Genomic DNA, 26506 nt, shown 5'->3' on the forward strand with positions numbered 1-26506 from the left:
TCAATCTCCCGCCGCGCGGCCTTTGAGGGCGATGATACCCTTTGGCCGGAATTGAATGAACAGGATGATGAAGAGGATCATATAGGTTTGTGCCGCTAAGGTGTTGGATGGGTTGAGCCACTCCACACCCTTCTGGAAAGTGCCGATCATTGCGGCACCCGCCAGCGTGCCCCAGACATTGCCGACGCCGCCCACAACAACTGTCATGAAGGACTGAACGATGTAGTCAGAGCCCATTTCAGAGGTCACCTTGGCAAAGAGGCCAATGGCCACCCCAGCAATACCGGCGATGCCAGACCCGAGTCCAAAGGTCATCATTTTGATCTTATCAGGGTTAATGCCCATAGAGGCTGCCATGCGCGGGTTCTGCGTCACGGCGCGCACCTCAAGACCCAAGCGGGTTTTCTTGAGGATGAACAGAAGCAATCCAAGGAATAGCAAGGCCAGGACAAAGATCGCGATGCGGATATAGCTGATCTGCACAACGTCATTGATGATCCACGCGCCATCGAGCCAGCCCGGAGAGGTCAGCGGACGCGCTTGCGTGCCAAAGATGTTCTTCGCCAGTTGTTGTAGGGCGATGGAAATTCCAAATGTCGCCAACAGCGTTTCTAGCGGTCGGTTGTAGAGCCAGCGAATGACCAATCGCTCCATTGCGACACCTGCTGCGAAGGTCACGATGAAGGCCAGCGGCAAAGCAACGATCAAAGACGCGGTGTAATTCGGCACGAACTGTTGCACCACATAGCCGGTGTACGCGCCCATCATGATGAATTCGCCATGAGCCATGTTGATAACGCCCATGACACCAAAGGTGATTGCCAAGCCAACCGCCGCAAGGAAGTAGATCGAGGCCAGAGAAACCGCATCTAGGCTGAGATCAAAGAATTGGTTCACGCCCACACGGGTTTGCACTGAGGATTGGGCTTTCACGGCAGCGTCTGTCACGGCGCGATCTTGCTCTAAGAAAACGTTGTGAATTTGGTACCTGTTCAACGCGGCGTCGATAGAAGCGTCTGTGGCGCGTTCAGGCACGAGACCTTCTGTGACCAATGCATCGTAGACAGTGTTGCGTTTCGTCAGGTCATTGAGTTGCGCAATAGGAATCCCCGCGATTTTACCGCCTTCGACATGGTCTTCTAATGCAAGCCGCAGCTCGTTGTCAGACAGAACAGGCGGCAAGCCTTTCTCGGAGACCAACAGGTCATAAGCCTCACTCCGAGAGATGTCTTTTCCAACAACAAACGTCGCAGCCAGATTGGCCTTTGTTGCGCCTTCTGTGACTTCAAATTTGGTTGCGAGGATTTGCGAGAGGATCGCCCGCCCATCAACACTCAAATCATCTGCGATTTTTTCAATAGATGCGATACGGTCTTCGCTATTCGCGCCAAACCTTGCGTTGAGATAATTGGCCAGTTTTTCTTTGCGAGCCTTCAGATTGGCGTCAGGTTCGTTGTCAATCGATCCCATCAACGGAGCCAACATACTGCCTGCCATATTGCGCGCGATTGCGTCCACCGCGCCGGTACGCCGTGTCAAATCAGGATCACTTAATTGGAATTGCACCAGGGCAGAGGCGATTTCTTTACGTACCCCACCGTTGGGTTTGATTTGTTGCGCGGTCTTCGGATCGACGGTGGCGACGACGTCCTTGGCATCGATATCCGTCAACACCAGACCATCAGTCGACTTTACACCGTAGAAGAACAGCCCATCGTCTTTACGGCTATACACCTCTTTCGCCTGCCAGTTTTCAAGAAACTCCGGAACATTCGAAAGCCCCGATGCAACCAATGCAGCAAGCGCAGGGCCAACGGTTTTACGCGATGGTTTTGCAATGGATTTCTGATGGTCCTGCAGCAGGCTTTGAAGCTCTTGCGCGTGCGCCGTCGGTGGCAAGCACATCAGTGCCAGCACCATGATGAATATGCGGATCATAGGGAAAGTCGCCGTTTAATGTGGGGCCAAGGCGAAACGTCGCCTTGGCAGATCGTTACAGAAGCAGATTAGTAGTTAGATTTGATCTGAACGCAGGAGCTGGTTTCGGTGTTGTACATACCGCAGCCCAGTTCTTTCCAGTCGGACTTCAGAACAGCAGATGCTGGCAGGAAATCAGTCCAAGCATCGCCCGGAACCTCAGTGGTCTTGGAGATGATATCGAACTGACCATCTGCTTGGATTTCGCCAATCAGAACCGGTTTCGCCAGGTGGTGGTTTGGCAGCATAACCGCTGTACCACCTGTTAGGTTCGGGAACTCTTGACCGTACATCGCTGTGCGCACTGCATCGACGTCCGCAGTACCGGCTTCTTCAACCGCATTTACCCACATGTTGAACCCGATAAAGTGAGCTTCCATTGGGTCGTTGGTCACACGCTCTTCACCTGCAAAGGCTTTCCATGCATCGATGAATTCCGCGTTCACATCAGATTCTGCAGACTGGAAGTAGTTCCAAGCCGCGAGGTGACCCTCAAGGTTGGCGGTGTCCAGACCGGATAGCTCTTCTTCACCTACAGAGAAGGCAACCACTGGGATATCATCCGCAGAAATACCGGCTGCAGCCAGTTCCTTGTAGAAGCCGATGTTTGCATCGCCATTGATGGTCGAGATCACACCAACGGATTTACCGTCTTCACCAAGGGCCACAACGTCAGCAACGATCGTCGCCCAGTCAGAGTGACCAAACGGAGTGTAATTCACAAAGATATCGTCTTTCGCGATGCCATTGTCTTGCAGGTATTGTTCCAGAATGTTGTTGGTAGTCCGTGGGTACACATAGTCTGTGCCCAGCAGAGCGAACTTTTCAACGCCTAGCTCTTCTAGGAAGTAATCTACTGCAGGGATCGCCTGTTGGTTCGGCGCGGCACCTGTGTAGAACACGTTCTTGGAGGACTCTTCGCCTTCGTATTGAACAGGGTAGAACAACAAGCCATTCAGTTCTTCAAGAACTGGCAGGGCAGATTTACGGGACACGGATGTCCAAGACCCAAAGATAACGTCTACTTTGGACACAGTCAGCAGCTCGCGTGCTTTTTCTGCAAACAGCGGCCAGTCAGACGCTGGGTCCACAACCACAGCTTCAAGGTCACAGCCCAGAACGCCACCCTTGGCGTTTTGTTGATCCACCAGCATCAGCATGGTGTCTTTCAACGTGGTTTCAGAGATTGCCATGGTGCCAGACAGCGAGTGCAGAACGCCGACCTTAACAGTACAGTCAGCAGCCATCGCCGCAGAACCAGCAATCGTCAGAGCGGCAGCGCTGGTTAAGGTTTTTGCGAATTTCATCATATTAACTCCTCGCGGAGCGCCCGCCGCATTGCGCGAAAGCGCGCAAACGCGTAGCAAGGTCTCCGCAACGTTTGTTGCATTTCGTGTGGCGGTCTCTCCGAGGTCCAATCGATTGGCCGTCACACTCCCAGTATCCCCAAACGAGCATGAAGCCCGAGATCAGGTGGTCTTATGAAGGTCGCTGAATTGGCTTGCTTCAACTTTTCAGGCCAAAACGTTGTTCCTTTTGAGGGTGGTGTTTAATTTTTTATCAAAATTACCCGCACTCGCCCAATTTTCTGGCATTCACGCATGCTGCAATGCCGAATTTTCACGCGAAGTGGTCACTTCCTGACATATTTGACCAAGGATGCAGCAGAACTGTTTTGGGAATCACACCATAATCACTGCTGCCACATATAAAGCCGAGACTGCGATCGGACCCGTGCCACGTACAAAGGGCGCATTAACGCTTTCTTCAAAGTTCGTGGAAGGTCGCAGCCGTATTGACCGTTTTCGAACCTCGGGCGCGATGAAGGCGTTGTTCCCACGCGCCGAAGATCTGCAGGCCATTCTGATTAATACGTCTGGTGGCCTCACGGGGGGCGATCAGATCGACATCGTGGCCAGTGCCCGTGCTGGCAGTTCGTTGACGTTAACGACCCAAGCAGCAGAGCGTGCCTATCGTGCTCAAGATGGCCGCGCTCGGATGACAACTGACCTGCAGATTGAAACGGATGCGCAGATAAATTGGCTCCCACAAGAAATGATCCTGTTTGAAGGATCGGCTTTGGATCGTGGGCTGACCGTGGATCTTGCAGAAGGCGCGGGCTTTTTGATGGTCGAACCGATCATCTTTGGACGCACTGCCATGGGGGAAACCCTAACTGAGGTTTCGTTCAAAGATCGCGTCCGAGTGAACCGCAGTGGCCATGCGCTGTACTGGGACGGACTCGATCTAAACGGCGATACAATGAAACATCTTGCACGGCGGGCAATCGCTGGCGGGGCAAGGGCCATGGTGAGCCTTGTCTATGTCGCCCCAGATGCAGAGGCGCACTTAGATGCCATCCGACGCTATCTGCCTGACACAGGAGGGGCGAGCCTTCTAGCCCCGGATCTTTTGACACTTCGCATGGTCGCCGCTGACAACTTTGAGCTGCGTCGCGCCCTCATTCCTATTCTAGAGCGGTTGACCAAAGACCAGCTCCCAACCTCTTGGAGACTTTGACCCATGAACCTGACCCCGAGAGAAAAAGACAAGCTGATGGTGGCCATGGCCGCTGAAGTTGCCCGCAAACGTCTGGCGCGCGGCGTTAAGCTTAATCATCCTGAAGCGATTGCCCTAATCACCGACGCCGTTGTTGAAGGTGCGCGCGATGGGCGATCCGTTTCAGACATGATGCAGGCGGGGGCTGAAGTCGTCAGCCGTGACCAATGCATGGCTGGCATCGCCGACATGATCCACGAGGTGCAAGTCGAAGCAACCTTCCCAGATGGCACCAAGCTTGTCACCGTCCATAACCCAATTCGCTAAGGAGATATCTCATGAAATCCGTTGTAAAATTTGCATCCGTACTGCTGCTGACCGCAACGCCATCTTTGGCGCATGAAGGCCTTCATATGCACCCACATGGTTCCGGAAACTGGATCGCTGGGGCCGCGTTGATCGGCACGTGTTTAATTATCGCTGCCGCCAACCATTTGATCCGCAAACCTGCGAAGCAGCGGTCATGATCCCGGGAGAGGTATTTGCTGCCCAAGGCGAGTTGGTTCTGAACGAAGGGCCTGAGGCGATCACATTGATGGTTGCCAACACCGGCGATCGCCCCGTGCAGGTCGGCAGCCACTACCATTTTGCTGAGACAAATCCAGGTTTGGAGTTCGACCGTGTCGCTGCATACGGCATGCGTCTGGACATCGCCGCTGGGACCGCTGTGCGTTTTGAACCAGGCCAACGCCGCGAAGTACAACTGATCCCAATTTCCGGCGCTCGCAAAGTCTTTGGGTTTAATCAAAAAGTTATGGGGGCGCTCTAATGCCAGCAACCATCAAACGATCCGATTATGCGGCAATGTTTGGACCAACAGTGGGTGACAAGGTCCGCTTGGCAGACACTGATTTGATCATCGAAGTCGAACGCGACCTGACCGGCCCTTACGGGGAAGAAGTGAAATTTGGTGGCGGGAAAGTCATCCGAGATGGCATGGGCCAAGCTCAGACCACGCGTGCAGAAGGGGCCGTTGATACCGTCATCACCAATGCGCTGATCGTGGATCATACCGGCGTTTTTAAAGCTGACATCGGGCTGCGCGACGGGCGCATTCACAAGATCGGTAAAGCTGGCAACCCAGACACGCAACCGGGAGTGAATATCATCGTTGGCCCCGGCACCGAAGCCATTGCTGGCGAAGGTCGCATTCTGACAGCCGGTGGTTTTGACAGCCACATCCACTTCATTTGTCCACAGCAGATCGAAGACGCATTGCACTCGGGTCTTACCACCATGCTGGGCGGAGGCACCGGGCCAGCGCATGGCACTTTGGCCACCACCTGTACCCCCGGTGCTTGGCACATTGGCCGCATGATGCAGGCGGCAGATGCCTTCCCGATGAACCTGGCCTTTGCGGGCAAAGGCAACGCTTCGCTGCCCGCCGCTTTGGAAGAACAGATTAAGGCCGGCGCCTGCGCGATGAAGCTGCATGAAGACTGGGGCACCACGCCTGCGGCGATTGACTGCTGTCTCTCTGTTGCAGACGCCATGGATGTGCAGGTGATGATCCATACGGACACGTTGAACGAGTCTGGTTTTGTGGAAAACACAGTCGCTGCCATGAAGGGCCGCACCATTCACGCCTTCCACACCGAAGGGGCTGGTGGTGGTCACGCGCCAGACATCATCAAAATCTGCGGCGAAGAACATGTATTGCCGTCGTCAACAAACCCAACGCGTCCCTTCACGGTCAACACTATTGAAGAGCATTTGGACATGTTGATGGTTTGCCACCACTTGGACAAATCAATCCCAGAGGACGTGGCCTTTGCAGAAAGCCGTATCCGGCGCGAAACCATCGCGGCTGAGGATATCCTGCATGACATGGGCGCGTTTTCGATCATCGCGTCAGACAGCCAAGCCATGGGCCGCGTTGGCGAGGTGCTGATCCGCACCTGGCAAACCGCTGATAAAATGAAGAAACAGCGTGGGCGTTTGGCAGAGGAGACGGGAGACAATGATAACTTCCGTGTTCGCCGCTATGTTGCGAAATACACGATCAATCCGGCCATTGCGCATGGGCTGAGCCAGGAAATTGGCTCTGTCGAGGAAGGCAAACGCGCGGATCTGGTATTGTGGGACCCTGCCTTCTTTGGCGTAAAGCCAGAGATGGTCTTGCTGGGCGGAACCATTGCCATGGCACAGATGGGGGATCCGAACGCGTCCATTCCGACGCCTCAGCCGGTTTATTCTCGTCCGATGTTTGGCGCTTATGGTCGTTCTTTGGAAAATTCTGCTGTGACCTTTGTGTCCGAAGCCGCACAGGCCGAGGGCATAGGTGACGCGCTGGGCCTTGCAAAATCAACGCTTGCTGTGAGCAACACGCGCAACATTGGCAAGTCCGATCTAAAGCTGAACACCGCCACCCCAAAGGTCGAAGTGAACCCCGAAACCTATGAAGTCCGCGCAGACGGCGAATTGCTGACCTGCCAGCCGGCGACAGAGCTGCCGATGGCGCAGCGCTACTTTTTATACTGAGGTTTATGATCATGTTGCCACTGGCTCAATCCCTGCACCGGCATTCCCATGCAGATCACTTTGATACAGTCACCCTGTCTTATGGCGGGCGGTTTTTGCGACGCAAGCGTTTGGAAACGGACGGTGGGACATCCTTTGTCATTGATCTTGAGAAAACAGAGTCTTTGGATCAGGGTGATGCCTTGGAACTGTCAGATGGTCGTTTGATTGAAGTGCGTGCCGCATCAGAAGAGGTATTGGTTGTTACTGGAAATAACCTGCCGCGTCTGGCGTGGCACATCGGCAATCGCCACACGCCGTGTCAGATTGAGGCCAGTCGGCTATTGATCCAAAATGATCCGGTGATCAAGCACATGCTCGCGCATCTCGGTGCTCAGGTGGCCGAGGCGGTGGAGCCCTTTACGCCAGAAGGCGGGGCTTATGGGCATGGTCGGACCCATTCGCATGAACACGGCCATTCCGCACATGATCATTCCCATGTTGAGTAACGCAAAGCTCCTAACATTAACGCAATGGCTGTCACCAGCGTTTCCTCTCGGGTCATTTGCCTATTCGCATGGATTAGAGCAGGCGATCCACAGTGGTTGGATTGCCGGGCCTTCTGATCTGCAAGACTGGCTTGAGGTTATTCTGCGACACGGATCTGCACATTCTGACGCTGTTTGGATTCGTTTGGCGCATGACGCTGAAACCGCAGCAGAGATCGAACAGATGAACACTCAATGTCGCGCCTATGCAGCGTCGTTTGAACGTCTGCGGGAAGCGGAACGGCAAGGGCAGGCCTTTGCGCGCGTGGTGTCCGAAGTCTGGTCGCTCACGTTACCCGCCTTGCAACTCCCTATCGCGCTGGGCCGGGCGGCGCGTTTGTCTGAACTGCCGATAGACCTGGTTGTCACCCTCTACCTGCAGGCCTTTCTGGGCAATCTCGTTTCAGCAGCTCAGCGATTGATGCCCTTGGGGCAGACGGATGCACAGGCCATTCTGTCGCGCCTGAATATGGATTACATTGAGATCTCGGCGCAGACTGTGCAGCAAGGCTTGGACGATATCTCTTCCAGCGCTTTTCTCTCTGACATCGCGGCCATGCGCCACGAAACGCTTCAACCAAGGATATTTCAATCATGACCCAAATGAATGGCCCGCTGCGTGTTGGGATTGGCGGCCCGGTTGGCGCAGGCAAAACCACTTTGACCGCGCGTCTGTCTGAGGCATTGAAGGATCAGCATTCGATTGGTGTGATCACCAATGACATTTACACGCAGGAAGATGCAGAGGCGTTGATGCGCATGCAAATTCTGCCGCAAGATCGAATTATCGGTGTGGAAACAGGCGGTTGCCCTCACACGGCCATCCGCGAGGATGCATCGATTAACCTTGCAGCGGTGGCTGAGATGCAGGAGCGCCACTCGGATATCGAGATAATTCTTATTGAAAGCGGCGGTGACAACCTCTCTGCGACCTTCAGCCCGGAACTCGCCGATCTGACGATCTATGTAATTGACGTGGCTGCAGGAGAAGAAATTCCTCGGAAGGGCGGGCCAGCGCTCACGCGGTCAGATATTCTGGTGATTAACAAGATCGATCTGGCCCCGCATGTGGGCGCATCTTTAGAGGTCATGCAAACAGATGCCAAAACGACGCGCGAGCAGCGCCCATTTGTCTTTGCAAACCTTAAGCAGGGCGAGGGCGTTGAGGATATCCTTTCTCATTTGAAGAACATCTCCGGGTTGGTCTAGGAGCATGTGCAACTCTTTATAAACTCTTAAGCGCTGATGCCGGACTTATTCAGGCGATTTGCCGATCCAGAAAAACTATATTAACAAGATCGACTTCAATCTTTGTCTCGCTTCAACGATGTCAAATTTGGACATTTTGTACCAAAAATCCGCATCGCAGAGAACGTCCGGTTTCCGCCCAACTTAGACAGACGTTTGGATTGCCCCGGATACTGAGCGAATGTCTAGTTTGGGCTAGAAGAAGAATTCTAGGTCAGGACGTTCACCTCCAGTGAGATGTCCCCCCCCTTAAAATTTGCGCGCGAAAAAATCTGATTACCCACGCCGGTTTCAGCTTGAAAGGTTCCAGACTTTCAAAGCCCCCCTCCCAGGTGCGTGCGCTTCTCGGCCCGCTGTTTCTTGCTGTTGTACTATTTCCGACTGGGGCGCCTCGAGCGCCGCTTTGCCTCCGATGGGATCAACAGCCTTAGCGTGGATTCGATTGAGAGAGAGCCTTGGCCGCCCAAACTGATAGAGATCTTTCGGAACGCATACCCTTTTCAAACGCGCGAACGCATGTTGTTCGAACTGATGCTTGGGACCGGCCAACGGATCGGAGACTGTCTTGAAATGCACTGGTCCCATCTGGTCGGGTCTGACATCTGGGTAAAGCAAAACAAGACCAAGAAAAGCCTTTTGATCCCCGTCACCAGGGAGCTATCAGAGGCCTTAAGCGTCCACCGAGCGATTTGGGATGCAGCCGAAACGGATCACAAGGGGTTGTTCATCCTTCAAAAGGACATGACCAAAACAAAGCAGCCCGGCCCCTGGGCCTATCGTGGCGCTGCAGAGGCTAAGCGAGAAGCCCGAAAACAGGTCGGCGCCCAGAAATTCGACAACCATGCTATTCGCTATACAGCAGCAACCGAACTACTCAGAGCGGGCTGTAGCGATGAACAAATTGCCGCCGTAACTGGTCAAAGTATCAAGATGGTTCAACACTATACGCGCGCTGAAAGACAGAAACTGAGAGCAAGGACTGCACAGGCAAAAAGAGCCACTTTGGGGGTTGCGCACACCCGCGAAGAAAATTAAAACGTGCGACAGACAGTGTGGCAGGACACCACCCGCCACGGTTAAGTCTTTGAAAAGGCGAGTTGGCGGAGTGGTGACGCAGCGGATTGCAAATCCGCGTACACCGGTTCGATTCCGGTACTCGCCTCCATTTAAAACAGTCACTTAGACAAAAGTTGACCGCCGCCCCTGTAGGCGTCCAAACATTCTGTTTTTGTTCTGTTCCGATTTGAGAGACACAAGAACATGCCAGTTCGCAGGCACTGGTAAGTCTTACTAGACCTGTTTGGTAGCTAAATGAGCAGGTGTTTTGCCCTACCCCGTGAAAAAAGCCACAATGCTAAATTCCATCGGCCTACCCGGCCTTTCCCTAATCATCTCCCTAATCATCGTGATAGTGATCGTAATTGTTATCGTTCGATGACTCAAATGTTTGTAAGCGGCCCCAAGTGACTTCAAGCACTGGCAGCGCAATAATTTACTCTTGGATAACTTGGCCTTGAATGGCTCGGTTTACAGCTGGCTTACACGACCGTCTGAAAAACACTCACTGCGTGACATCAGAAACTTGTTCACATAGCTTGGCACAATGAGCAGTGAAGAATGGTCAGATCTGGAAAACGACGCTATCGTAGCGGACTATTTCTCTATGCTTTCTGATGAGTTAGCAGGCAACAGATACAACAAGGCTGCCCACAACCGCGCCTTACAAAAGCTGGTCGGTCGATCCAAGGGTTCAATCGAGTTCAAGCATCAGAACATCTCTGCCGTGCTCAAGGGGCTGGGTGAAACTTGGATCAATGGCTACAAAGGGGAAGTCTGGCCCTCACGCGATTTGCGCTACAAAGCCGAAGCCATCGACAAAGATCTGGGCATTGCCCTGCGCCTCTGATGAGGGCAGGTTCTGCGCAACCTTGATGCCTTGGGCGGTACTAACCCTCTGATCATCTTCCAGCAGGCTTTCCACTTTGGTGCGCGTGACAAGTTCTACGCCATCACTATGGCAACAGCCAAGCTGGGCGCCGGTTCAAATTCAATATTGTCTTTCACCGTACAAGCCCGCATCCTGAAATGGCCCATTGTAATGGTCACAAGTGCTGAGCTCGTTTCGGATAAAATTGTTAGATCGGGTGATCAAAAGATGAAAACCACAAATTGGCGCAACCGCTTTTGCAGGGCCACTGACGCAAGCACCGAACAAGTCCTGACTGTGATCATGGGGGCCATGTTCGGCATGGTGGTAACGCTGATCATCGCAACTGTGCAGCATCAGGTCGTCTTGCCCATCGTGCAATATGTCATACCGTCGCTGATCGGCCTGGGTTTTGGCGGTCTTGCGGGGGGATTTTGGGCTTATCGCCGCGACAAGACTCGTGAACTTGCGGAACACGAGCAGTTGCTGGAGGTCGGCGTCGAAGCGCTGCCTTTGGGCTTTGCTTTTTACGACGCTAACGGCCAGTTGACGCGGTTCAACCAACGATATCGCGCCATGCTGCCCACCAGCGTGCATTTGGTTCGCAAGGGGCTGCCTTTTGAAACACTCATTCGAAATTCCGCCGAAACCGTGGCACCAGCCAGCGGATTTCCGGATGTGCACAGCTACCTGACAGAACGGCTGGACGCGCCGGGCAAACACCAGAAGGTCTGGACGCACCGGCAAAGCACAGGTCGTTGGGTCACAATGACCGAACATCCGGCCAGCAATGGCGGGTTCATTTCGATCATAGTTGATATCACGGAACAGAAAGAGGCCGAACAGGCGCAGCAGGAAGGTGCGGATCGCTATCGTGAGCTGTTCCAGAATTCACCGGTGCCTTTTCACGAAGAGGACTGGAGCGCAGTTTATGCGATCCTGAAAGGGCTGGGCATCGACGGCGACGCCACAGCGTTACAGGCCCATGTGGATGCGCATCCGGAGATCGCTCTGCAGCTCTATGATGCGACCAAAATCCGCAATGCCTCCGACGCCATGCTCAAGCTTTATGGTTCCGCCTCAATGGCCGAATTCGAAGCCGAAATGCGGGGCTGTGATGCGGAACCTGAAGAACTGGCTGGGTGCATTGGCGGGATGATCGCCTTGTTTTGCGGAGAACGCGAAACCCAATACGAGGCCAAAGACACCACGCATGATGGTGTCCTAATCCAAACGCGGGTTCGGTTTATTTTGCCAAAAGCCTCCAGGGACAATTGGCAGCAGGTACTGGTTTCGGTGGATGACATCACGGAATGGAAGGCTGCCGAGGCCCAGTTTCAAAAGGCCCAACGGTTGGATGCCATTGGCAAGTTGACCGGCGGCTTTGCCCATGATTTCAATAACCTTCTGGCCATCATCATGGGCAATTTGGAACTGCTGCGCGACGATGTGCGCGAGACCGCACAACTGCGGCTGATTGACGCCAGCCTTGGGGCAACCAGCCGCGGCGCGGACCTGATCAAGAACATGCTCTCCTTCGCGCGCAAGGCGCGATTGGAACCCCAGATGGTCGATCTGAACACACTGGTCAAAGAGATGGAAGACTGGGCGGGACGCGCCCTCCCCGCCACGATCAAGCTCGAGACCAGGCTGGCTGTGGGGTTGAAACAGGTGCGTGCGGATCCGACATCAACCGAAAGCGCACTTTTGAACCTGCTGTTGAATGCGCGTGATGCCATGGTGGATGGCGGGACCTTGACAATCGAAACCAAAAACACCTGTCTTGACCCGGATCAGTGCGACGAGACCTTCCCAGAGCTGGAGCCAGGAAACTATGTCGTGCTCACCGTCACGGACACCGGCACTGGGATCTCGCCCGACAATCTGTCGCATATATTTGACCCCTTTTTCACCACCAAGCCCCCAGGGGCGGGATCCGGCCTGGGGCTGTCGATGATCGATGGGTTCATGCGCCAATCCGGCGGCACGCTGCGGGTCAGCTCGGAGCCGGGCAACGGAGCAACGTTCAAACTGTTTTTCAAAGCGCCCAAGATGCGGGCAGAGGCCGTGCGCACCACCAGCCCATCCCAAGATCTGCCCGCAATGACGCAACACCGTGTGTTGGTGGTCGAAGACGAACCAGAGGTGCGCAATGTGGTTGCTGCAATGCTGCAGCGGGCCGGCTGTGAGGTAACAACGGCGGCGACGGGCGACGCCGCGCTCGAGCTGTTTGAGGCAGATCCCCGGTTTGACCTTCTGGTGACGGATGTTGTGATGCCCGGAACCTTGCAAGGGCCCGCCCTTGGCGTTGCACTCCGCAAACAGGTGCCGGACCTAAAAATCATATTCATGTCCGGATATGCAGACGAAACCGCCTTTCCCGCCGATCTGCGTGAACAGGGCGACCCCTGCCTTGCTAAACCAATTGAACGCCAGGACCTGCTGCGCGCGTTGGTAAAATAGCTCCCCCTAGGTCCGGACAAACCGGTATCTTTACTGGGACCACACAGACAGGCAGTCTCATATAGAAGCGCCACTGCCCCAGACCTATCAACGCGGGGAATACCCCTGCCCTCGTGGGCAATATGCTCATCCCCACAAACAAATACGTCATCAGGGATCACGAAGGTCTTCTTTTCACTCGGTGACCCCAATTCTGCTGTCGCGGCATTGACCATCTTGGGCTCATAGCTGCCCTGCGGCGTTGCAGCCCCAAGCTGGAGGCTATCACGCATCGCACAAGACCTTGATCAGGCTTTGTTGCGCAAATGGGTTAAGAGGATTCACGCCGTGAATCCAGCATGATAGCTGGAGGCCATGAGCAGTTGGACACCTACGAAGTACAAGACCACGAACTGGTCGACCTACAACACGGCATTGAAGCGTCGTGGATCGCTGGCAAGCACGGAGGTTCGAAACGGCGTATCTGGCGCAAGATACACATTCACTGCCCGGCAGGGTCATGCATTGCATGATCCCGAGAGGGGGATCGACGAGGAAACATTGGAGGTTCGAGCCGTCGAGGTCACGACCAGAAATGTGGGAGATGCGCCCATGCTACCAGACCTGCTGGATCAAATCCCGCCCGACCACAAGCTCGGATCAGTCACGGTGGGGGGGGCCTATGACACCCGCAAATGCCACGAGGCGATTGCCGTAGGTGGTGCTGACGCCATCATACCACCGCGCAAAAACGCCAAGCCCTGGAAGCCGACGAGCGCTGGTGCCATCGCCAGAAACGAAGCTGTGCGCGCATCAAAGTACCTGGGCTGGGCGCTGTGTCGAAAATTGACCGGATACCACCGCCGAAGCCGCGTCGAAACGACCCTCTCGGGATCACGCTACGCATAACCCTGCCGGGCAGCGGATGCATTGTGTGAAACGTCTCGGTCAATCGCTCATGGCAAGGGACTTCGAAATGCAGGTTGCGGAGATCAAAATCCGCATCATTCGACCATTGTCCTCGGACCAATGGCGGAAAAGGTCTCATTCCTCAACCGTTACACGGCAATCGGCATACCTGTCACAGAGCCCTAGGATAAGTCCGCCCAGGGTAAGGGGAAGTCTGGTCCTCACGCGGTTTGCGCTACAAAGCCCCTTTGCACCCCCAGCCCCTGAATCCCGAATTCCATAGGGTCCCCGGGTTTGAGATAGACCTCCTGGCGTTGCCCTATGCCAACGCCAGGAGGTATCTCGGTTTAGATCACATCGCCAGGCTGCAGGTTCATGAACTGCGATAGAGGCGAGATGAAAGTGGTCACTGTCAAAATGCAACGTCCGGGTGGAGTCGGTCTGATGGCGACGCCCGTTCACCTCGAAGTACATATCCAGATCCTGTGGATTGGGCAACTTGTCGCCTGTGACCAGCCAGGGGCCGATAGGCCAAATGTATCCCAGGATTTACTTTTGACCCGCTGCCCAGAGCAGTGGATCTGAAAACCCCTCTCTGGCAGGTCATTCACCACGCAATAGCCCGCGACATGATCCAGGACCTCCTCGACCAGAGGCACGCTGACAGGATCAAATGCCCGCACGCCTGCAACTGACTGTTGCTGCGCACATCGCCAGTGATGTCCCCGACCGCCCTAGATAGATCACGGATCATGCCATCTACATCCAGAAGACCTGGTTTTCACCTCCCTGCGGGTCAAAGCGGGAAAGTCTAATGTCGTGTATCTCCTAGAGGTTCAGCTGATCCTGTCACTATCGGTGGCATTTGTCAGACCAGTGGTAAAGGTTCCGTCATGACAGACAAGAGGCAAAGCGGGCTCTGCGATCTCTTGCACGCCGCCAGTCTGCGCCATCGGTTTGCGAAGCGTAAATAGAGCTTTCGATCAATCACTACCCTGCCCGGCTGGGTTGAAAACGATCTTCCAGCCTGCCCCTTTTTTGACCGAGCCATACCCGGCTATCTGAAAACCCATTCTTCACCAGAAACCTATACCCACCACCTGCTTCCACGGTCACACCGAATCAACGGATGGGATTTTGGAGCCATTGCGCTTCCACCCTTGGTGGTTTTGCCAAATATGGCCAACCCGGTCATTTTTTCTAAAAATTCGCCTTCAAAAAAGAGCAAAAATCGCTCGCCGACCACAGGTTCGTAATACGCTCTTAAAGTATCACAACGATATTGCCACTGGAAACGCGCGAGAAGTCTAGAAATTTACAGTAAGTCAAAACGTAGGTGTATCCTGATGACTCTCCGGTTTCAAATTCTGGCTCTGATAGCCATACCCCTGATGGCCCTAATGGGGCTAGGTGGCCTCATAGGGGTCAAGGATTGGCAGAGGTTAGACAATGCCCAGACCACTCAAGCCTCGGTTGAGACTTCCCTGAAGCTTATCACACTCATTCATCACCTTCAGGTGGAACGCGGCCAATCAGCCGCCTTTCTGGCCTCTGGTGGGAAAAACATGGCGCAGGACCTGCCCCAGACCCGCGTCATGGTGGATCAGGCCCTGGCGGCGATCACTGCCGACAACGCAACAGCACTGGCTGAGCTGACGAATTTGCAAGACACCCGCTCTAAAGTTACCAGTCAAAGCTTGGCACTCCCAGATATGGCGCGGTTCTATACTGGCATCATCACCAAGGGGCTCACGCTGGTCAGCAATCAACTGATCGAACAACAAAACACCACCCTCGCCCAGCTTGGTGGCGGCCTCTCCGCGCTCTCCTATGCCAAAGAATCCGCAGGCCTGCAGCGTGCGGCAGGGGCAGCTGGCATCGGCAAGGGTGGGTTTTCCCTTCCTCTCTATCAGAATTTCCTTGCGATGGGCGCCAATGAAACCCGCCTGTTGGCTCTGGCTGACCTCTCATTGAACAGGCTCGTTCCCGGGCTCGACCTGGAGAGCAAGCTACAAGAGACCGGCATAGAGACCATTCGTCAACAGATCGCCCTGGCCGGTCCCATGGGCGATTTGCCTGCCCTCAGCGCGCCAGATTGGTTCCAGCTTGCCACCAGCTGGATCAGCGTTTTGCGCGGGGCAGAAGACCAGATTGCCGCGAGAATGACCGTGATCGCACAGCTTGAAGCCACCAGTGCCTCTCGGTCGTTGATTGTTACCGCAATTGGCGTGGCAATTGCTCTGCTCTCCAGTGCCCTGATGGGTCTTGGCTTGATCCTGACCTTCACCAAGCAATTTGGCGCGCTGCAACGAGATTTGGGGCGATTGTCACGCAAGGAGTTTGACTTCCAACCCTCTAATCTGGAACGCAAAAACGAAGTCGGAGAGTTAAGTCGCGCAATGGAAGTGACCCGCGTGGCCCTGCTGGAAGCAGAGCAGAAGCTGGCCGAAATCGAAGCAAGCAGAGTGGCCGAACGGGGGGCGGTTGTTGGAATCCTGGAGCAACACCTGGGTCAGCTGGCAGACCGCGATCTGGATTGTGAAATCTCCGAGGCCTTTCCTGACGAATATGAAAGCCTGCGCGCCAGCTTCAATTCGACACTGGTGACCCTCAAAGACACTATTTCACAGGTGATCACGGCAACGGGCAGTATCGCCAACGGCGCCTCAGAAATCAGCCAGGCGGCTGATGATCTGTCAACCCGGACAGAAAGCCAGGCTGCAACACTGGAAGAAACCGCTGCCGCGCTGGAACAGCTGACAGCCGCAGTCAAATCTGCTGCGGATGGGGCCAAAAATGTCGAGGGCGCGATGACGGGTGCCCGGTCTGAGGCCGAAACCAGCGGCAAAGTGGTCCAGAACGCCGTTTCTGCCATGACCGAAATTGAACAGTCTTCCAGCCAGATTTCACAGATCATCGGCGTCATCGACGATATCGCCTTTCAGACCAACCTGCTGGCGCTGAATGCCGGTGTCGAGGCCGCAAGAGCAGGCGAATCCGGGCGTGGCTTTGCCGTTGTCGCCTCCGAAGTGAGAGGCCTGGCACAGCGCTCGGCAGATGCTGCGACCGAAATCAAAGCTCTGATCCAGGACAGCTCAAACCAAGTAGAGCGGGGCGTAAATCTGGTCGGCAAAGCTGGCGAAGCGCTTGGCAGTATCACTGACCGTGTCAATGAGATTTCCAAACTGGTGACAACCATTGCCTCCAGCGCAGAAGAGCAGGCAACTGGGTTGGGTGAAATCAACACCGGGGTGATCCAGCTGGATAGGGTAACCCAGCAAAACGCCGCCATGGTTGAAGAAGCGACCGCCGCAGGACACCTGCTGCACTCTGATGCTGACAAGATGGCCAAACTTGTTGCCCGTTTCTCTCTCTCAGGGGCCACCGCCACGCCCCGGGTAGAGGCTCTCCAGCCGCGCCCTAAACAAGGCAAACCAGCACAAGCAAATGTAGAGACTGAAGCCCCCGATGCGCCCCTGCTCAAAACCGGGAGTGATACCTGGCAGGATTTTTAATCCCAGACCCATGCTCCGTTGTTGCTCCGGTAGTGCCCGGACAACACCGGATAGGTCTGACACAGCCAAGACATCAACCAAAACAAAAGTGCCGCAGCCTGATGGCTGCGGCTTTTATTGCCAGCGTCGTGAATCCGTGTTTAGTCCGACGGTAACTTTGATGATCTAGCCTGCGCCGCGACACGCGAAGTAATGTGGCGCAGACCATAAGGTATTCACAAAAGTGAACGGCCAAACCAGCAAACTCAAAGGCGGGCATATTGCATATCCGCCCCAACAAGTATACCATCGCATACAACCAGCTTGTTCCGACTCGCCAGACCTATTCTGACACCCGTCGTTCAAGCTCACGTGCAACACTAAATCGGCGGGAAAACCATGACCTTGTACACTGACTACCTAGCAGAGATTGAAACGCGTAAAGAGCAGGGCCTGCACCCCAAGCCCATCGACGGGGCTGACCTGGTTGCCGAGCTGATCGCGCAGATCAAGGATGCAGGCAATGCAAACCGCGAGGCTTCGCTTAACTTCTTCATCTATAACACCCTGCCCGGCACCACCAGCGCCGCGGGTGTAAAGGCCAAGTTCCTGAAAGAGATCATTCTGGGTCAAGCCGAGGTTGCCGAAATCACCCCAACCTTTGCCTTTGAGCTGCTGTCCCACATGAAGGGCGGCCCCTCCGTCGAGGTTCTGCTGGATCTGGCATTGGGTGACAATGCAGATACTGCCGCGCAGGCCGCCGAAGTGCTAAAAACCCAGGTCTTCCTCTATGAGGCAGACACTGACCGTCTGGCAGCTGCCCTTGCCGATGGCAATGCCATGGCCAAGGGTATTCTGGAAAGCTATGCACAGGCTGAATTCTTCACCAAGCTTCCCGAAGTTCAAGAAGAAATCAAGGTTGTGACCTATATCGCCGGGATCGGCGACATCTCGACTGACCTTCTGTCGCCCGGTGCCGAGGCGCACTCGCGCGCGGACCGCGAATTGCACGGCCAGTGCATGATCACCCCCGAGGCCCAGGCGGAAATCCAGGATCTGCAAAAACAGCACCCCGATGCACGTGTCATGCTGATTGCGGAAAAAGGCACCATGGGTGTGGGCTCCAGCCGGATGTCCGGCGTCAACAACGTGGCGCTCTGGACCGGCAAGAAAGCCTCGCCCTATGTGCCTTTCATCAACATCGCCCCCGTTGTGGCCGGCACCAACGGCATTTCGCCGATCTTCCTGACCACCGTTGGCGTGACCGGCGGCATCGGCATTGATCTGGACAACTGGGTCAAGAAATTGGACGCCGACGGCAACGTCATGGAAGACGAGGATGGCGAAGCGATCCTGGAAGAGGCCTATTCCGTGGCCACCGGCACCGTGCTGACCATCAACTCCAAAACCAAAACCCTGCATGATGCGACTGGCAAAGAGCTGAAAAGCGTCGCCGCCGCCTTCACCCCGCAGAAGGTGGAATTCATGAAGGCCGGTGGCTCCTACGCCGTGGTCTTTGGCAAAAAGCTGCAGACATTTGCCGCCGAAGCCCTGGGTCAGGAACTGAAATCAGCCTATGCCCCCTCCAAGGAAATCACCGCCGAGGGTCAGGGTCTGACCGCTGTTGAAAAGATCTTCAACCGCAACGCTTTGGGCACCACACCGGGCGCCACCCTGCATGCCGGTTCCGACGTGCGCGTCAAGGTCAACGTGGTCGGTTCGCAGGACACCACCGGCCCAATGACGGCGCAGGAACTGGAAGCCATGGCGGCAACCGTGATCTCGCCCTCCGTCGACATAGGCTATCAGTCTGGCTGTCACACCGCATCTGTGTGGGACAAAAAGGCTCAGGCCAATATCCCCAAGCTGATGAAATTCATGAATGACTTTGGCCTGATCACTGCGCGTGACCCCAAGGACCAGTATCACGCGATGACCGACGTGATCCACAAGGTGCTGAACGACATCACCGTGGATGACTGGGACGTCATCATCGGTGGCGACAGCCACACCCGCATGTCCAAAGGCGTCGCCTTTGGCGCCGACTCCGGTACCGTTGCCCTGGCCCTGGCCACTGGTGAAGCCTCCATGCCGATCCCTGAATCGGTCAAGGTGACCTTCAAGGGCGAAATGGCCCAGCACCTTGATTTCCGCGACGTAGTCCATGCCACCCAGGCGCAGATGCTGGATCAGCACGGCGATAACGTCTTCCAGGGCCGCATCATCGAAGTGCATATCGGCACCCTGCTGGCCGATCAGGCCTTTACCTTCACCGACTGGACCGCCGAGATGAAGGCCAAGGCCTCGATCTGTATCTCCAATGACGAGACCCTGATCGGCTCGCTGGAGCTGGCCAAGGGCCGTATCCAGATCATGATCGACAAGGGCATGGACAATGCAGCCAAGCTCTTGCAGGGGCTGGTCGACAAGGCAGACGCCCGTATTGCCGACATCAAATCAGGGGCTAACCCTGCCTTGACGCCAGATGAGGGCGCCAAGTATTTTGCCGAGGTTGTTGTCGATCTGGGCGCCATCGACGAGCCGATGATCGCTGACCCGGATGTAAACAACGACGACGTCTCCAAGCGCTATACCCACGACACCATCCGCCCCATCACCTACTATGGCGGCGACAAGCACGTCGATCTGGGCTTTGTTGGTTCCTGTATGGTGCACAAGGGCGATATGAAAATTGTCGCCCAGATGCTCAAAAACCTTGAAAAGGCTATGGGCAAGGTTGAGTTCAAAGCACCTTTGGTGGTTGCCGCCCCGACCTACAACATCATCGACGAGCTGAAAGAAGAAGGCGATTGGGAGATCCTGGAGCGCTATTCCGGCTTCACCTTTGACGATCTGTTCCCCAAAACCCAGGCCCGCACCGAGTATGAGAACATTCTCTATCTCGAACGCCCTGGTTGTAACCTCTGTATGGGGAACCAGGAAAAGGCTGCCAAAGGGGATACCGTTTTGGCGACCTCGACCCGCCTGTTCCAGGGCCGCGTCGTGGGCGACACCGCTGAGAAGAAGGGTGAATCGCTGCTGGCTTCGACCCCGGTTGTTGTTCTCTCCGCCATTCTGGGCCGCACGCCTACGATGGAGGAATACAAAGCCGCAGTGGAAGGCATCGACCTGACCAAGTTTGCACCACCGCTGGCCATTCCAGCCGGGACAAAATCGGCACATTTCTAATAGGCTGAAGAAACACATCAGTTGAGGTAAGGGGCGCAATGAAATCATTGCGCCCCTTGCTGTTTCAACTGAGATCACCTGAGACCAGACAGGCTGTGCAGATTGGAAACCCCTCTAAGAATGAGAGCCTGCATTTCCCTCATTGATCAGGGAAGCGCTAGTGCTAGGAGCTGCGGTCTTTGATATTGATCCTGGCCTTGACCAAAGCGGCCAAAAGATCCGCACGCTGGACCGGTTTCATCAGACGGATATCTTCCGGCCGCAAACCATTGCCGTGAACTGTTGCCTCGCTGGCATAACCCGACATGAAGATGACAGGCAAATCCGGCCATTTCAAACGCAGTTCCTTGGCCAGATTGGTACCCTGTAACTTTCCAGGCATGACGATATCGGTCAACAACAGATCAAAGGTGGGATCCGCTACGAAGGTGGCATAGGCCTCATCTCCAGAGGCCGTTGCGGTGACCAGATAACCTGCGCGCTCCAGGATGGAGACCAGGATATTGCGTACCTCTTCTTCGTCTTCCGCAAGCAAAAGCCTGCGACCGGCCCCGTCCTGATCAAGTCTTGCGGAGTGGGGTTTTGTTGGCTGGTCTGGCTGAGCCGCAGCAGCCGGGAAGTACAGCTTGAATGTCGTACCCTCGCCAACTTCCGAATAAACCTGAACCGTGCCGCCCGACTGACGCATAAACCCAAGCGTCATCGACAGGCCAAGCCCCGATCCGACGCCCGGCGGTTTGGTGGTGAAGAAGGGTTCAAAAATGGAAGCCAGGGTTTCCTTGTCCATTCCTGATCCGGTGTCACTCACCGCCAGCATCACGTAGCGCCCCGGAACGAGCTCCTCCTCCCGCGTGTCGATATAATCCTCATCAATCCGCAGGTTTGCAGTCTCGATTGTCAGACTTCCGTTCCCATCCATCGCATCACGCGCGTTAAGGGTCAGGTTAAGCAGCGCACTTTCCAGCGAAGATCTGTCTGCGTCGATCGCCCAGAGGCCCGCAAGTAGTGAGGTCTCAACCCGCACACTTTTGGGCAGGGTCCGGCCAATCCAGTTTTTTGCCTCGCGCACCACGTCATTGAGGTTCAGTTTCACTGGCGTGAGTGGTGCTTTACGGGCAAAGGCAAGCATGTTCTTGGTGAGATCCGCCCCCCGCAACGAAGCGGTGATTGCGGTATCAATCAGGTCCTTTTGCTTTTCGGGCTCTTCTCCCTCCCGCAGCAGCTCCAAGTTGCCCAGGATTACCGCCAGCAGATTGTTGAAATCATGCGCAACACCCCCGGTCAGCTGGCCAATGCTTTCGAACTTCTGCGCCCGGCGCGCAATCTCCCGCTCCTGATGCATCTGTTCCTGCACTTGGACTTGCTGGGTCGCATCCAGCTGCACCGCGCGCAACAAGGTCTGACCATCCTCTTCGACAGAAAAACTACCATGAAAATCCAGCCACCGGGTTGAGCCATCCCGCGCCGTGATCTTATAGCGATGGGCAAAGGGCCGTCCGATCTTGCGTTGGCGATTGATGAGCTCCATGAAGCTTTCGATATCGTCCTGGTCATGCATTTCGGACAGAAAACCGGGGTTCTCGTAAAACTCCTGGTCGGTAACGCCCCAAATTTCCTGACATTTCGGACTGATATACAGAAGCTTACGCTCCTCGTTTTCAGTCACATCGATCTCCAGAACGATGCCTGGTAGTTCTTCTGCGATCATCGCCAGGCGCCCCTGGGAAGATCGGTGCTGCTTTTCAGCCTCCCGCGTATCCGTGAGATCCACATGCACTCCGGACACACGGGTTGGAATGCTGCCGTTCTGAGAATCCGAAATCCAAACCGCGCGAATGGTGCGCAGCGCACCATCAGAACGGCGGATGCGAAACTCTCCGCGACCAACCTGCTGCTCTCCACGCCATACCCGTTCGGCCTCGGCCTTGATGGCGGGAAAGTCTTCAGGAAAGACAAGGGATTCCCAGTCAGAAATCGGCACTAACCCCTGTTCCTCTCCCTGCCCAACAAGGTCGGATTTGTTCAACCCGTAGATCGCCATCATTCCCGCATCAAAAAATGGCCTGGGATCGCCCCTTTTTCTCCGGAATCTCCCCATTCCGGACACCCGCATCGCCAGATCGAGGTTTTCAGCCACCTCATTTGAACTATTTACTTTCGCAGCAAGTCGGGTGGCAACTTCCAAAATCTTCCAGGTGATCAGAATGGTGATCACCCCAGTTACAAAGAAAACGAGAACGACCTGCCAGATCGCCGACAGCTGCAAAGGAACCGGTGAGAAATAGCTCAACTGGATAAAGGGGAAGAGGTACAACAGGGCATAACCAGCCATCAAGGCAAGCAGGGCTGATCGTGGAATCCTGTACCATGACCGGGCGATCGGCAGATAGCTCCCAGCCAACCCAAGCAGCGGGATAGAACACACCATAAAGGTATCAATACCGCTCATCGGCTCACCAATCGCGAGCCGGTAACTCACTGCGCAGACCGGCGCAAACAGGGCACCAACAGGGCCTCCCAGGTAGCCAGCAAACAGGAGCGTCCCGGATATCGCATTCATCACCACCTGTTGAGGTCCAACTGAAACGGAGGTCATGCTCAGGGAGACAATAATCACCCCAAAAAACACACCAATCAGAGCTCTCTGGACCTGATCTTTCCCTCTCAAAAACTCAGAAATGAGTGTCGCAAAGACCAGAACACCTGCCAGCGAAAGGGAAATCAAGCTTTGCAAAAAGAAGGCGAACATTAGATTTCCACGTTGGCGGGTTCTGACCCAGGATCGGGCCGATTAGAGCACCTATACCATTGTAACTGTCAATATTTTGCTCACAATAGTGTTGTGACGTCGCGATCACTCGCACCGAGTTACCCCCGAGGTAAGCGCAGAAAAAACCACAATATTTTAGAAAGTTGGCCAGAAGGTGGCGGTCTGTTCATGAGAGGTCTTGCCTCCAGCCCTGCCTGACGCCGGACTGATTGAGTAAACGTCACAGTTCACACCATCCGCCACTCTAGCGCGGTGGCCATGGTCTCAAACGGCATTCCATTGGAAAAGGTTGCTCAATACCTGGGTCACTCCAATGTAGCCATCACATATCGAACCTATGCAAGGTTTGCCCCCGGTCACCTTCATGACGCAGCAAAAATTTTAGATTTCACTCAGATCCGAAAAGCCCGCTAAAACGTTCTTGGGTTCATGGAACCTAGGAACACTTTGTAGAAAACGCTTCCCCAGAAAGGGAATTGATAATTTTCAAGGGGTTGAATGGTGGGTGATAAGAGATTTGAACTCCTGACATCTTCGATGTGAACGAAGCGCTCTACCACTGAGCTAATCACCCGTTGCGCTGGGTACTACCGTTAGGACTCACTCTGCGCAAGAGGGGCGTCAGAAGAAATATCCGCATCCTGCGCACTTTCTGCACCGTCCCGCGGTTGCTCCAGAGGCTGACGCAGCCGACAGATATGCACAGTGCCATTGCTGCGGGTTTCGCTGCGGTTCAGATGCAATTTTCCAAAAGGTTTGAGGTTGAGATCCCGCCCAGAGGCCACCGTCTCACCAAGAACGGCCAACATCGCCTCCACAACGGGTTTGGCGTCTTTTTTCTTCACCCCAGAACGCAGAACCACTTCTTCGATCAATGCCCGCTTGTTCAGGGGCGGCTCCTTGAGCACCGGTGATGCGGTGACAACAACCGGGCTGGGCTCCTGCCCTGCCGCCAGAGCCTGGGGAGGGGAAACTGTTTTGTCCGAGATATCCAACGCGGGTGATCCTTTGTTTGCCTGCTTAGGAGTTGTGGCCGTTTTTGTCTCGGCCAGTCGTGCCTTGGTTGCCGATTTTGATGGCAAGGTCTTGCGCGCCGTGGTTTTTCTCACCGCTGGCTTGCGACCGCCTGTTTTACTGCTGCTCATGATGCGCCTCAATTATTTGATTTTGCTTATCCATCATCTTGCATCAGGCTAGGCGGTCCCTCTGGGGAAGGCCAGCCACAAGGTTAACAAAAAGTTAACCTGTGACTTTTCCATAGTCAGCCCTCCCGTCCGACCCAACACCTGGCAGCGCGAGTTAAATACGTGGCAGAGCCCTGCGCGCGATCATTGTGCGCAGGGTAAAACTGGAGCGGGTATTTCGAATTCCGGAAACCCGCATCAGACGCTCTTCCAGGAAACGGTCAAAATCGCTCAGATCCTTGGCCACAACCCGCAGCAGGATATCGCGGGTTCCGGTCATCAGGTAGCACTCCATCACCTGATCAAACTTGCTTATGGCGCGCTCAAAGGCCTGAAGCGCATCGGTGGATTGATTGTCCAATTCCACCTCCACAAAGATCGTCACCGGCAGGCCCAGTTTTGCCTGGTCAACTTTTGCGGAATAGCCGCTGATCACCCCGGCCTCTTCCAGCATCGCAACCCGCCGTGCACAGGGGGTGGGCGACAACCCGACCCGCTCAGATAGCTCCGCCATCTTGATCCGCCCTTCGGCCTGTAAGATGGCAATAATCTTACGGTCCACTACGTCCATGGTGATTTCCTTCAAATTTCCACAATTTTTAGCCGGAACCTCCAAAAAAGAAAAGTTCGATATGCGAATTTGGCGAAAACCTTCAGTTGGCCTTGGCTAAACTGGCCCTTCATTCAGGAGGAGCCATCAGATGACAGTCACCGCCGTCGCAAGTACGACCCACGAAGAAATCTACCGCGTTGAGGACAAGGCCTGCGGGCTTGTTGGCTTTATCGCGCTGCATTCCACGCAGTTGGGTCCGGCGGCAGGTGGCCTGCGTATGCGCCCCTATGGCAGCGAAGAAGAGGCTCTGGTTGACGTCAAACGCCTGAGCGAGGGCATGACCTACAAGAATGCGGCGGCGGGTCTGGCGCTTGGCGGCGGCAAGGCGGTGATCATTGGTGATCCTGCGACGCAAAAGACGCCAGAGCTGCTGCGTGCCTTTGCCCGTGCCATTCACAGCCTGGAGGGGCGCTACTACACTGCCGAAGACATGGGCATGAGCCCCGCAGATATGGCCGTTCTAGCGCAGGAAACCCCTTATGTTGCGGGTCTAGCGGATGGAGAGTTTGCCAGTGGCGACCCCTCCCCCATTACAGCACGCGGCATTTTCAACGCCATCCGCACCGCCCAGGCCCATAAGAGCGGCAGCAAGGACCTGACAGGGCTGACCGTTTCGGTGCAGGGGCTTGGTCATGTGGGTTATTATCTTTGTGGCTATCTGCACGAAGCCGGAGCCAAGCTGATCGTCACGGATGTCACCCAAGCACAGATCGACAAGGCTATCGCCGAATTTGCGGCAACTGCCGTTGCGCCGGATGAGATTTACGGGGTTGAGGCGGATATCTTTGCCCCCTGTGCCATTGGCGGCATCCTCAACGCCCAGACTATACCGCAGCTCAAGGTCTCAATTGTCTGTGGTGGTGCCAACAACCAGCTGGCAGGCCCGGCTGATGCACAGGCCCTGCATAAAGCTGGTATTCTATATGCACCGGATTTTGTCGCCAATGGGGGCGGTATCATCAATGTCGCCACCGAAATCGAACAAATCACCAACCGCGCAGACTATGTCGCCGAGAAGCTCTCTGCTTTGGATCTGACCATGGCCTCCATCCTGAACCAGGCCAAAGTGGAAGATCAAAGCCCCGATGCGGTAGCCATCACCACGGTCCTGGCCAAAATGGCAAGGCAAAACGCCGCCTGAACCGGGTAGACCCATAAAAAGCGAGCCCTTGGCAAAGGGGCCAGA

Annotated in this window: 19 protein-coding genes, 2 tRNA genes and 4 pseudogenes; 18 read left to right on the forward strand and 7 right to left on the reverse strand. The window is 55.1% G+C overall.

Annotated elements, in window-relative coordinates; genetic code table 11:
- Both urtB and urtA read right to left on the reverse strand, forming a co-directional pair.
- Window positions 1-1938, reverse strand: coding sequence for an urea ABC transporter permease subunit UrtB (urtB, locus tag ED661_RS16155; protein ID WP_122075011.1), 1938 nt, complete (start codon window positions 1936-1938; stop codon window positions 1-3).
- Window positions 1939-2006: 68 nt separating this feature from the next.
- Window positions 2007-3284, reverse strand: coding sequence for an urea ABC transporter substrate-binding protein (gene urtA / locus ED661_RS16160; protein ID WP_254054862.1), 1278 nt, complete (start codon window positions 3282-3284; stop codon window positions 2007-2009).
- 427 nt (window positions 3285-3711) lie between these two features.
- Between urtA and ED661_RS16165 the strand changes: the two genes are divergently transcribed.
- From ED661_RS16165 to ED661_RS16225, 13 genes and pseudogenes are all read left to right on the forward strand, one after another.
- Window positions 3712-4497 (forward strand): urease accessory protein UreD, encoded by a 786-nt coding sequence (locus ED661_RS16165; protein ID WP_254054863.1) that lies wholly within the window; start codon window positions 3712-3714, stop codon window positions 4495-4497.
- A 3-nt stretch (window positions 4498-4500) separates the two neighbouring features.
- Entirely contained in the window at window positions 4501-4803 is a 303-nt protein-coding gene (locus tag ED661_RS16170; protein WP_122075017.1) for an urease subunit gamma, read from the forward strand.
- Between the two features lie 11 nt (window positions 4804-4814).
- Window positions 4815-5003 carry a hypothetical protein gene (locus tag ED661_RS16175; protein WP_122075019.1) on the forward strand — a complete coding sequence of 63 codons (189 nt, stop codon included), beginning with the start codon at window positions 4815-4817 and terminating at the stop codon, window positions 5001-5003.
- On the forward strand, window positions 5000-5305 hold the full coding sequence (locus tag ED661_RS16180; RefSeq protein WP_122075021.1) for an urease subunit beta: 306 nt from the start codon (window positions 5000-5002) through the stop codon (window positions 5303-5305). The genes ED661_RS16175 and ED661_RS16180 overlap by 4 nt, the downstream gene beginning before the upstream one ends.
- Entirely contained in the window at window positions 5305-7017 is a 1713-nt protein-coding gene (gene ureC / locus ED661_RS16185) for an urease subunit alpha (RefSeq protein WP_122075023.1), read from the forward strand. The genes ED661_RS16180 and ureC overlap by 1 nt, the downstream gene beginning before the upstream one ends.
- A 5-nt stretch (window positions 7018-7022) precedes the next feature.
- On the forward strand, window positions 7023-7505 hold the full coding sequence (locus tag ED661_RS16190) for an urease accessory protein UreE (protein ID WP_122075025.1): 483 nt from the start codon (window positions 7023-7025) through the stop codon (window positions 7503-7505).
- Window positions 7495-8142: an urease accessory protein UreF gene (locus tag ED661_RS16195; protein ID WP_122075027.1), complete on the forward strand. Its 648-nt coding sequence runs from the start codon at window positions 7495-7497 to the stop codon at window positions 8140-8142. The genes ED661_RS16190 and ED661_RS16195 overlap by 11 nt, the downstream gene beginning before the upstream one ends.
- Window positions 8139-8753, forward strand: coding sequence for an urease accessory protein UreG (ureG, locus tag ED661_RS16200; RefSeq protein WP_122075029.1), 615 nt, complete (start codon window positions 8139-8141; stop codon window positions 8751-8753). The genes ED661_RS16195 and ureG overlap by 4 nt, the downstream gene beginning before the upstream one ends.
- Before the next feature lie 471 nt (window positions 8754-9224).
- A complete protein-coding gene (locus ED661_RS16205; RefSeq protein ID WP_162930152.1) occupies window positions 9225-9827 on the forward strand; it encodes a tyrosine-type recombinase/integrase in 603 nt (200 codons plus the stop codon).
- Window positions 9828-9883: 56 nt separating this feature from the next.
- A tRNA-Cys gene (locus ED661_RS16210) sits at window positions 9884-9957 on the forward strand.
- Window positions 9958-10395: 438 nt separating this feature from the next.
- Window positions 10396-10617: pseudogene (locus ED661_RS16215) on the forward strand (hypothetical protein); the annotation flags it as partial.
- A gap of 330 nt (window positions 10618-10947) precedes the next feature.
- Entirely contained in the window at window positions 10948-13182 is a 2235-nt protein-coding gene (locus tag ED661_RS16220) for an ATP-binding protein (RefSeq protein ID WP_162930153.1), read from the forward strand.
- Between the two features lie 416 nt (window positions 13183-13598).
- Window positions 13599-14256, forward strand: a pseudogene (locus ED661_RS16225) (transposase); the annotation flags it as partial.
- Here the strand turns inward: ED661_RS16225 and ED661_RS22425 are convergent.
- A pseudogene (locus tag ED661_RS22425) lies at window positions 14206-14753 on the reverse strand (fumarylacetoacetate hydrolase family protein). The pseudogenes ED661_RS16225 and ED661_RS22425 overlap by 51 nt on opposite strands.
- Window positions 14754-15416: 663 nt before the next feature.
- Here ED661_RS22425 and ED661_RS16235 point away from each other — a divergent pair.
- Together ED661_RS16235 and ED661_RS16240 are read left to right on the forward strand one after the other, a co-directional pair.
- Window positions 15417-17585 (forward strand): methyl-accepting chemotaxis protein, encoded by a 2169-nt coding sequence (locus ED661_RS16235; RefSeq protein WP_122075035.1) that lies wholly within the window; start codon window positions 15417-15419, stop codon window positions 17583-17585.
- Window positions 17586-17963: 378 nt separating this feature from the next.
- Window positions 17964-20753 (forward strand): bifunctional aconitate hydratase 2/2-methylisocitrate dehydratase, encoded by a 2790-nt coding sequence (locus ED661_RS16240; protein ID WP_122075037.1) that lies wholly within the window; start codon window positions 17964-17966, stop codon window positions 20751-20753.
- 163 nt (window positions 20754-20916) lie between these two features.
- On the opposite strand, the gene ED661_RS16245 is transcribed toward ED661_RS16240, so the two are convergent.
- Window positions 20917-23502 (reverse strand): PAS domain-containing protein, encoded by a 2586-nt coding sequence (locus ED661_RS16245; RefSeq protein ID WP_122075039.1) that lies wholly within the window; start codon window positions 23500-23502, stop codon window positions 20917-20919.
- A 252-nt stretch (window positions 23503-23754) separates the two neighbouring features.
- Here ED661_RS16245 and ED661_RS16250 point away from each other — a divergent pair.
- Window positions 23755-23937, forward strand: a pseudogene (locus ED661_RS16250) (tyrosine-type recombinase/integrase); the annotation flags it as partial.
- A gap of 85 nt (window positions 23938-24022) precedes the next feature.
- Here ED661_RS16250 and ED661_RS16255 read toward each other — a convergent pair.
- Window positions 24023-24097: transfer RNA gene (locus tag ED661_RS16255), tRNA-Val, on the reverse strand.
- A 19-nt stretch (window positions 24098-24116) separates the two neighbouring features.
- Entirely contained in the window at window positions 24117-24518 is a 402-nt protein-coding gene (locus ED661_RS16260; RefSeq protein ID WP_254054865.1) for an HU family DNA-binding protein, read from the reverse strand.
- Here ED661_RS16260 and ED661_RS22280 point away from each other — a divergent pair.
- Window positions 24502-24720 carry a hypothetical protein gene (locus tag ED661_RS22280; protein ID WP_254054866.1) on the forward strand — a complete coding sequence of 73 codons (219 nt, stop codon included), beginning with the start codon at window positions 24502-24504 and terminating at the stop codon, window positions 24718-24720. The two genes, ED661_RS16260 and ED661_RS22280, sit on opposite strands and share 17 nt — an antisense overlap.
- A gap of 102 nt (window positions 24721-24822) precedes the next feature.
- On the opposite strand, the gene ED661_RS16265 is transcribed toward ED661_RS22280, so the two are convergent.
- Window positions 24823-25278 (reverse strand): Lrp/AsnC family transcriptional regulator, encoded by a 456-nt coding sequence (locus ED661_RS16265; protein ID WP_122075045.1) that lies wholly within the window; start codon window positions 25276-25278, stop codon window positions 24823-24825.
- A 130-nt stretch (window positions 25279-25408) separates the two neighbouring features.
- On the opposite strand from ED661_RS16265, the gene ED661_RS16270 reads away from it, so the two are divergent.
- The gene (locus tag ED661_RS16270; protein WP_122075047.1) at window positions 25409-26461 is read left to right on the forward strand and encodes a Glu/Leu/Phe/Val dehydrogenase dimerization domain-containing protein; all 1053 of its coding nucleotides are present in this window, start codon (window positions 25409-25411) and stop codon (window positions 26459-26461) included.
- Window positions 26462-26506: the final 45 nt, after the last annotated feature.

Origin of the sequence: Pseudophaeobacter sp. EL27 (assembly GCF_900313025.1) — a bacterium.
GTDB lineage: Bacteria > Pseudomonadota > Alphaproteobacteria > Rhodobacterales > Rhodobacteraceae > Pseudophaeobacter.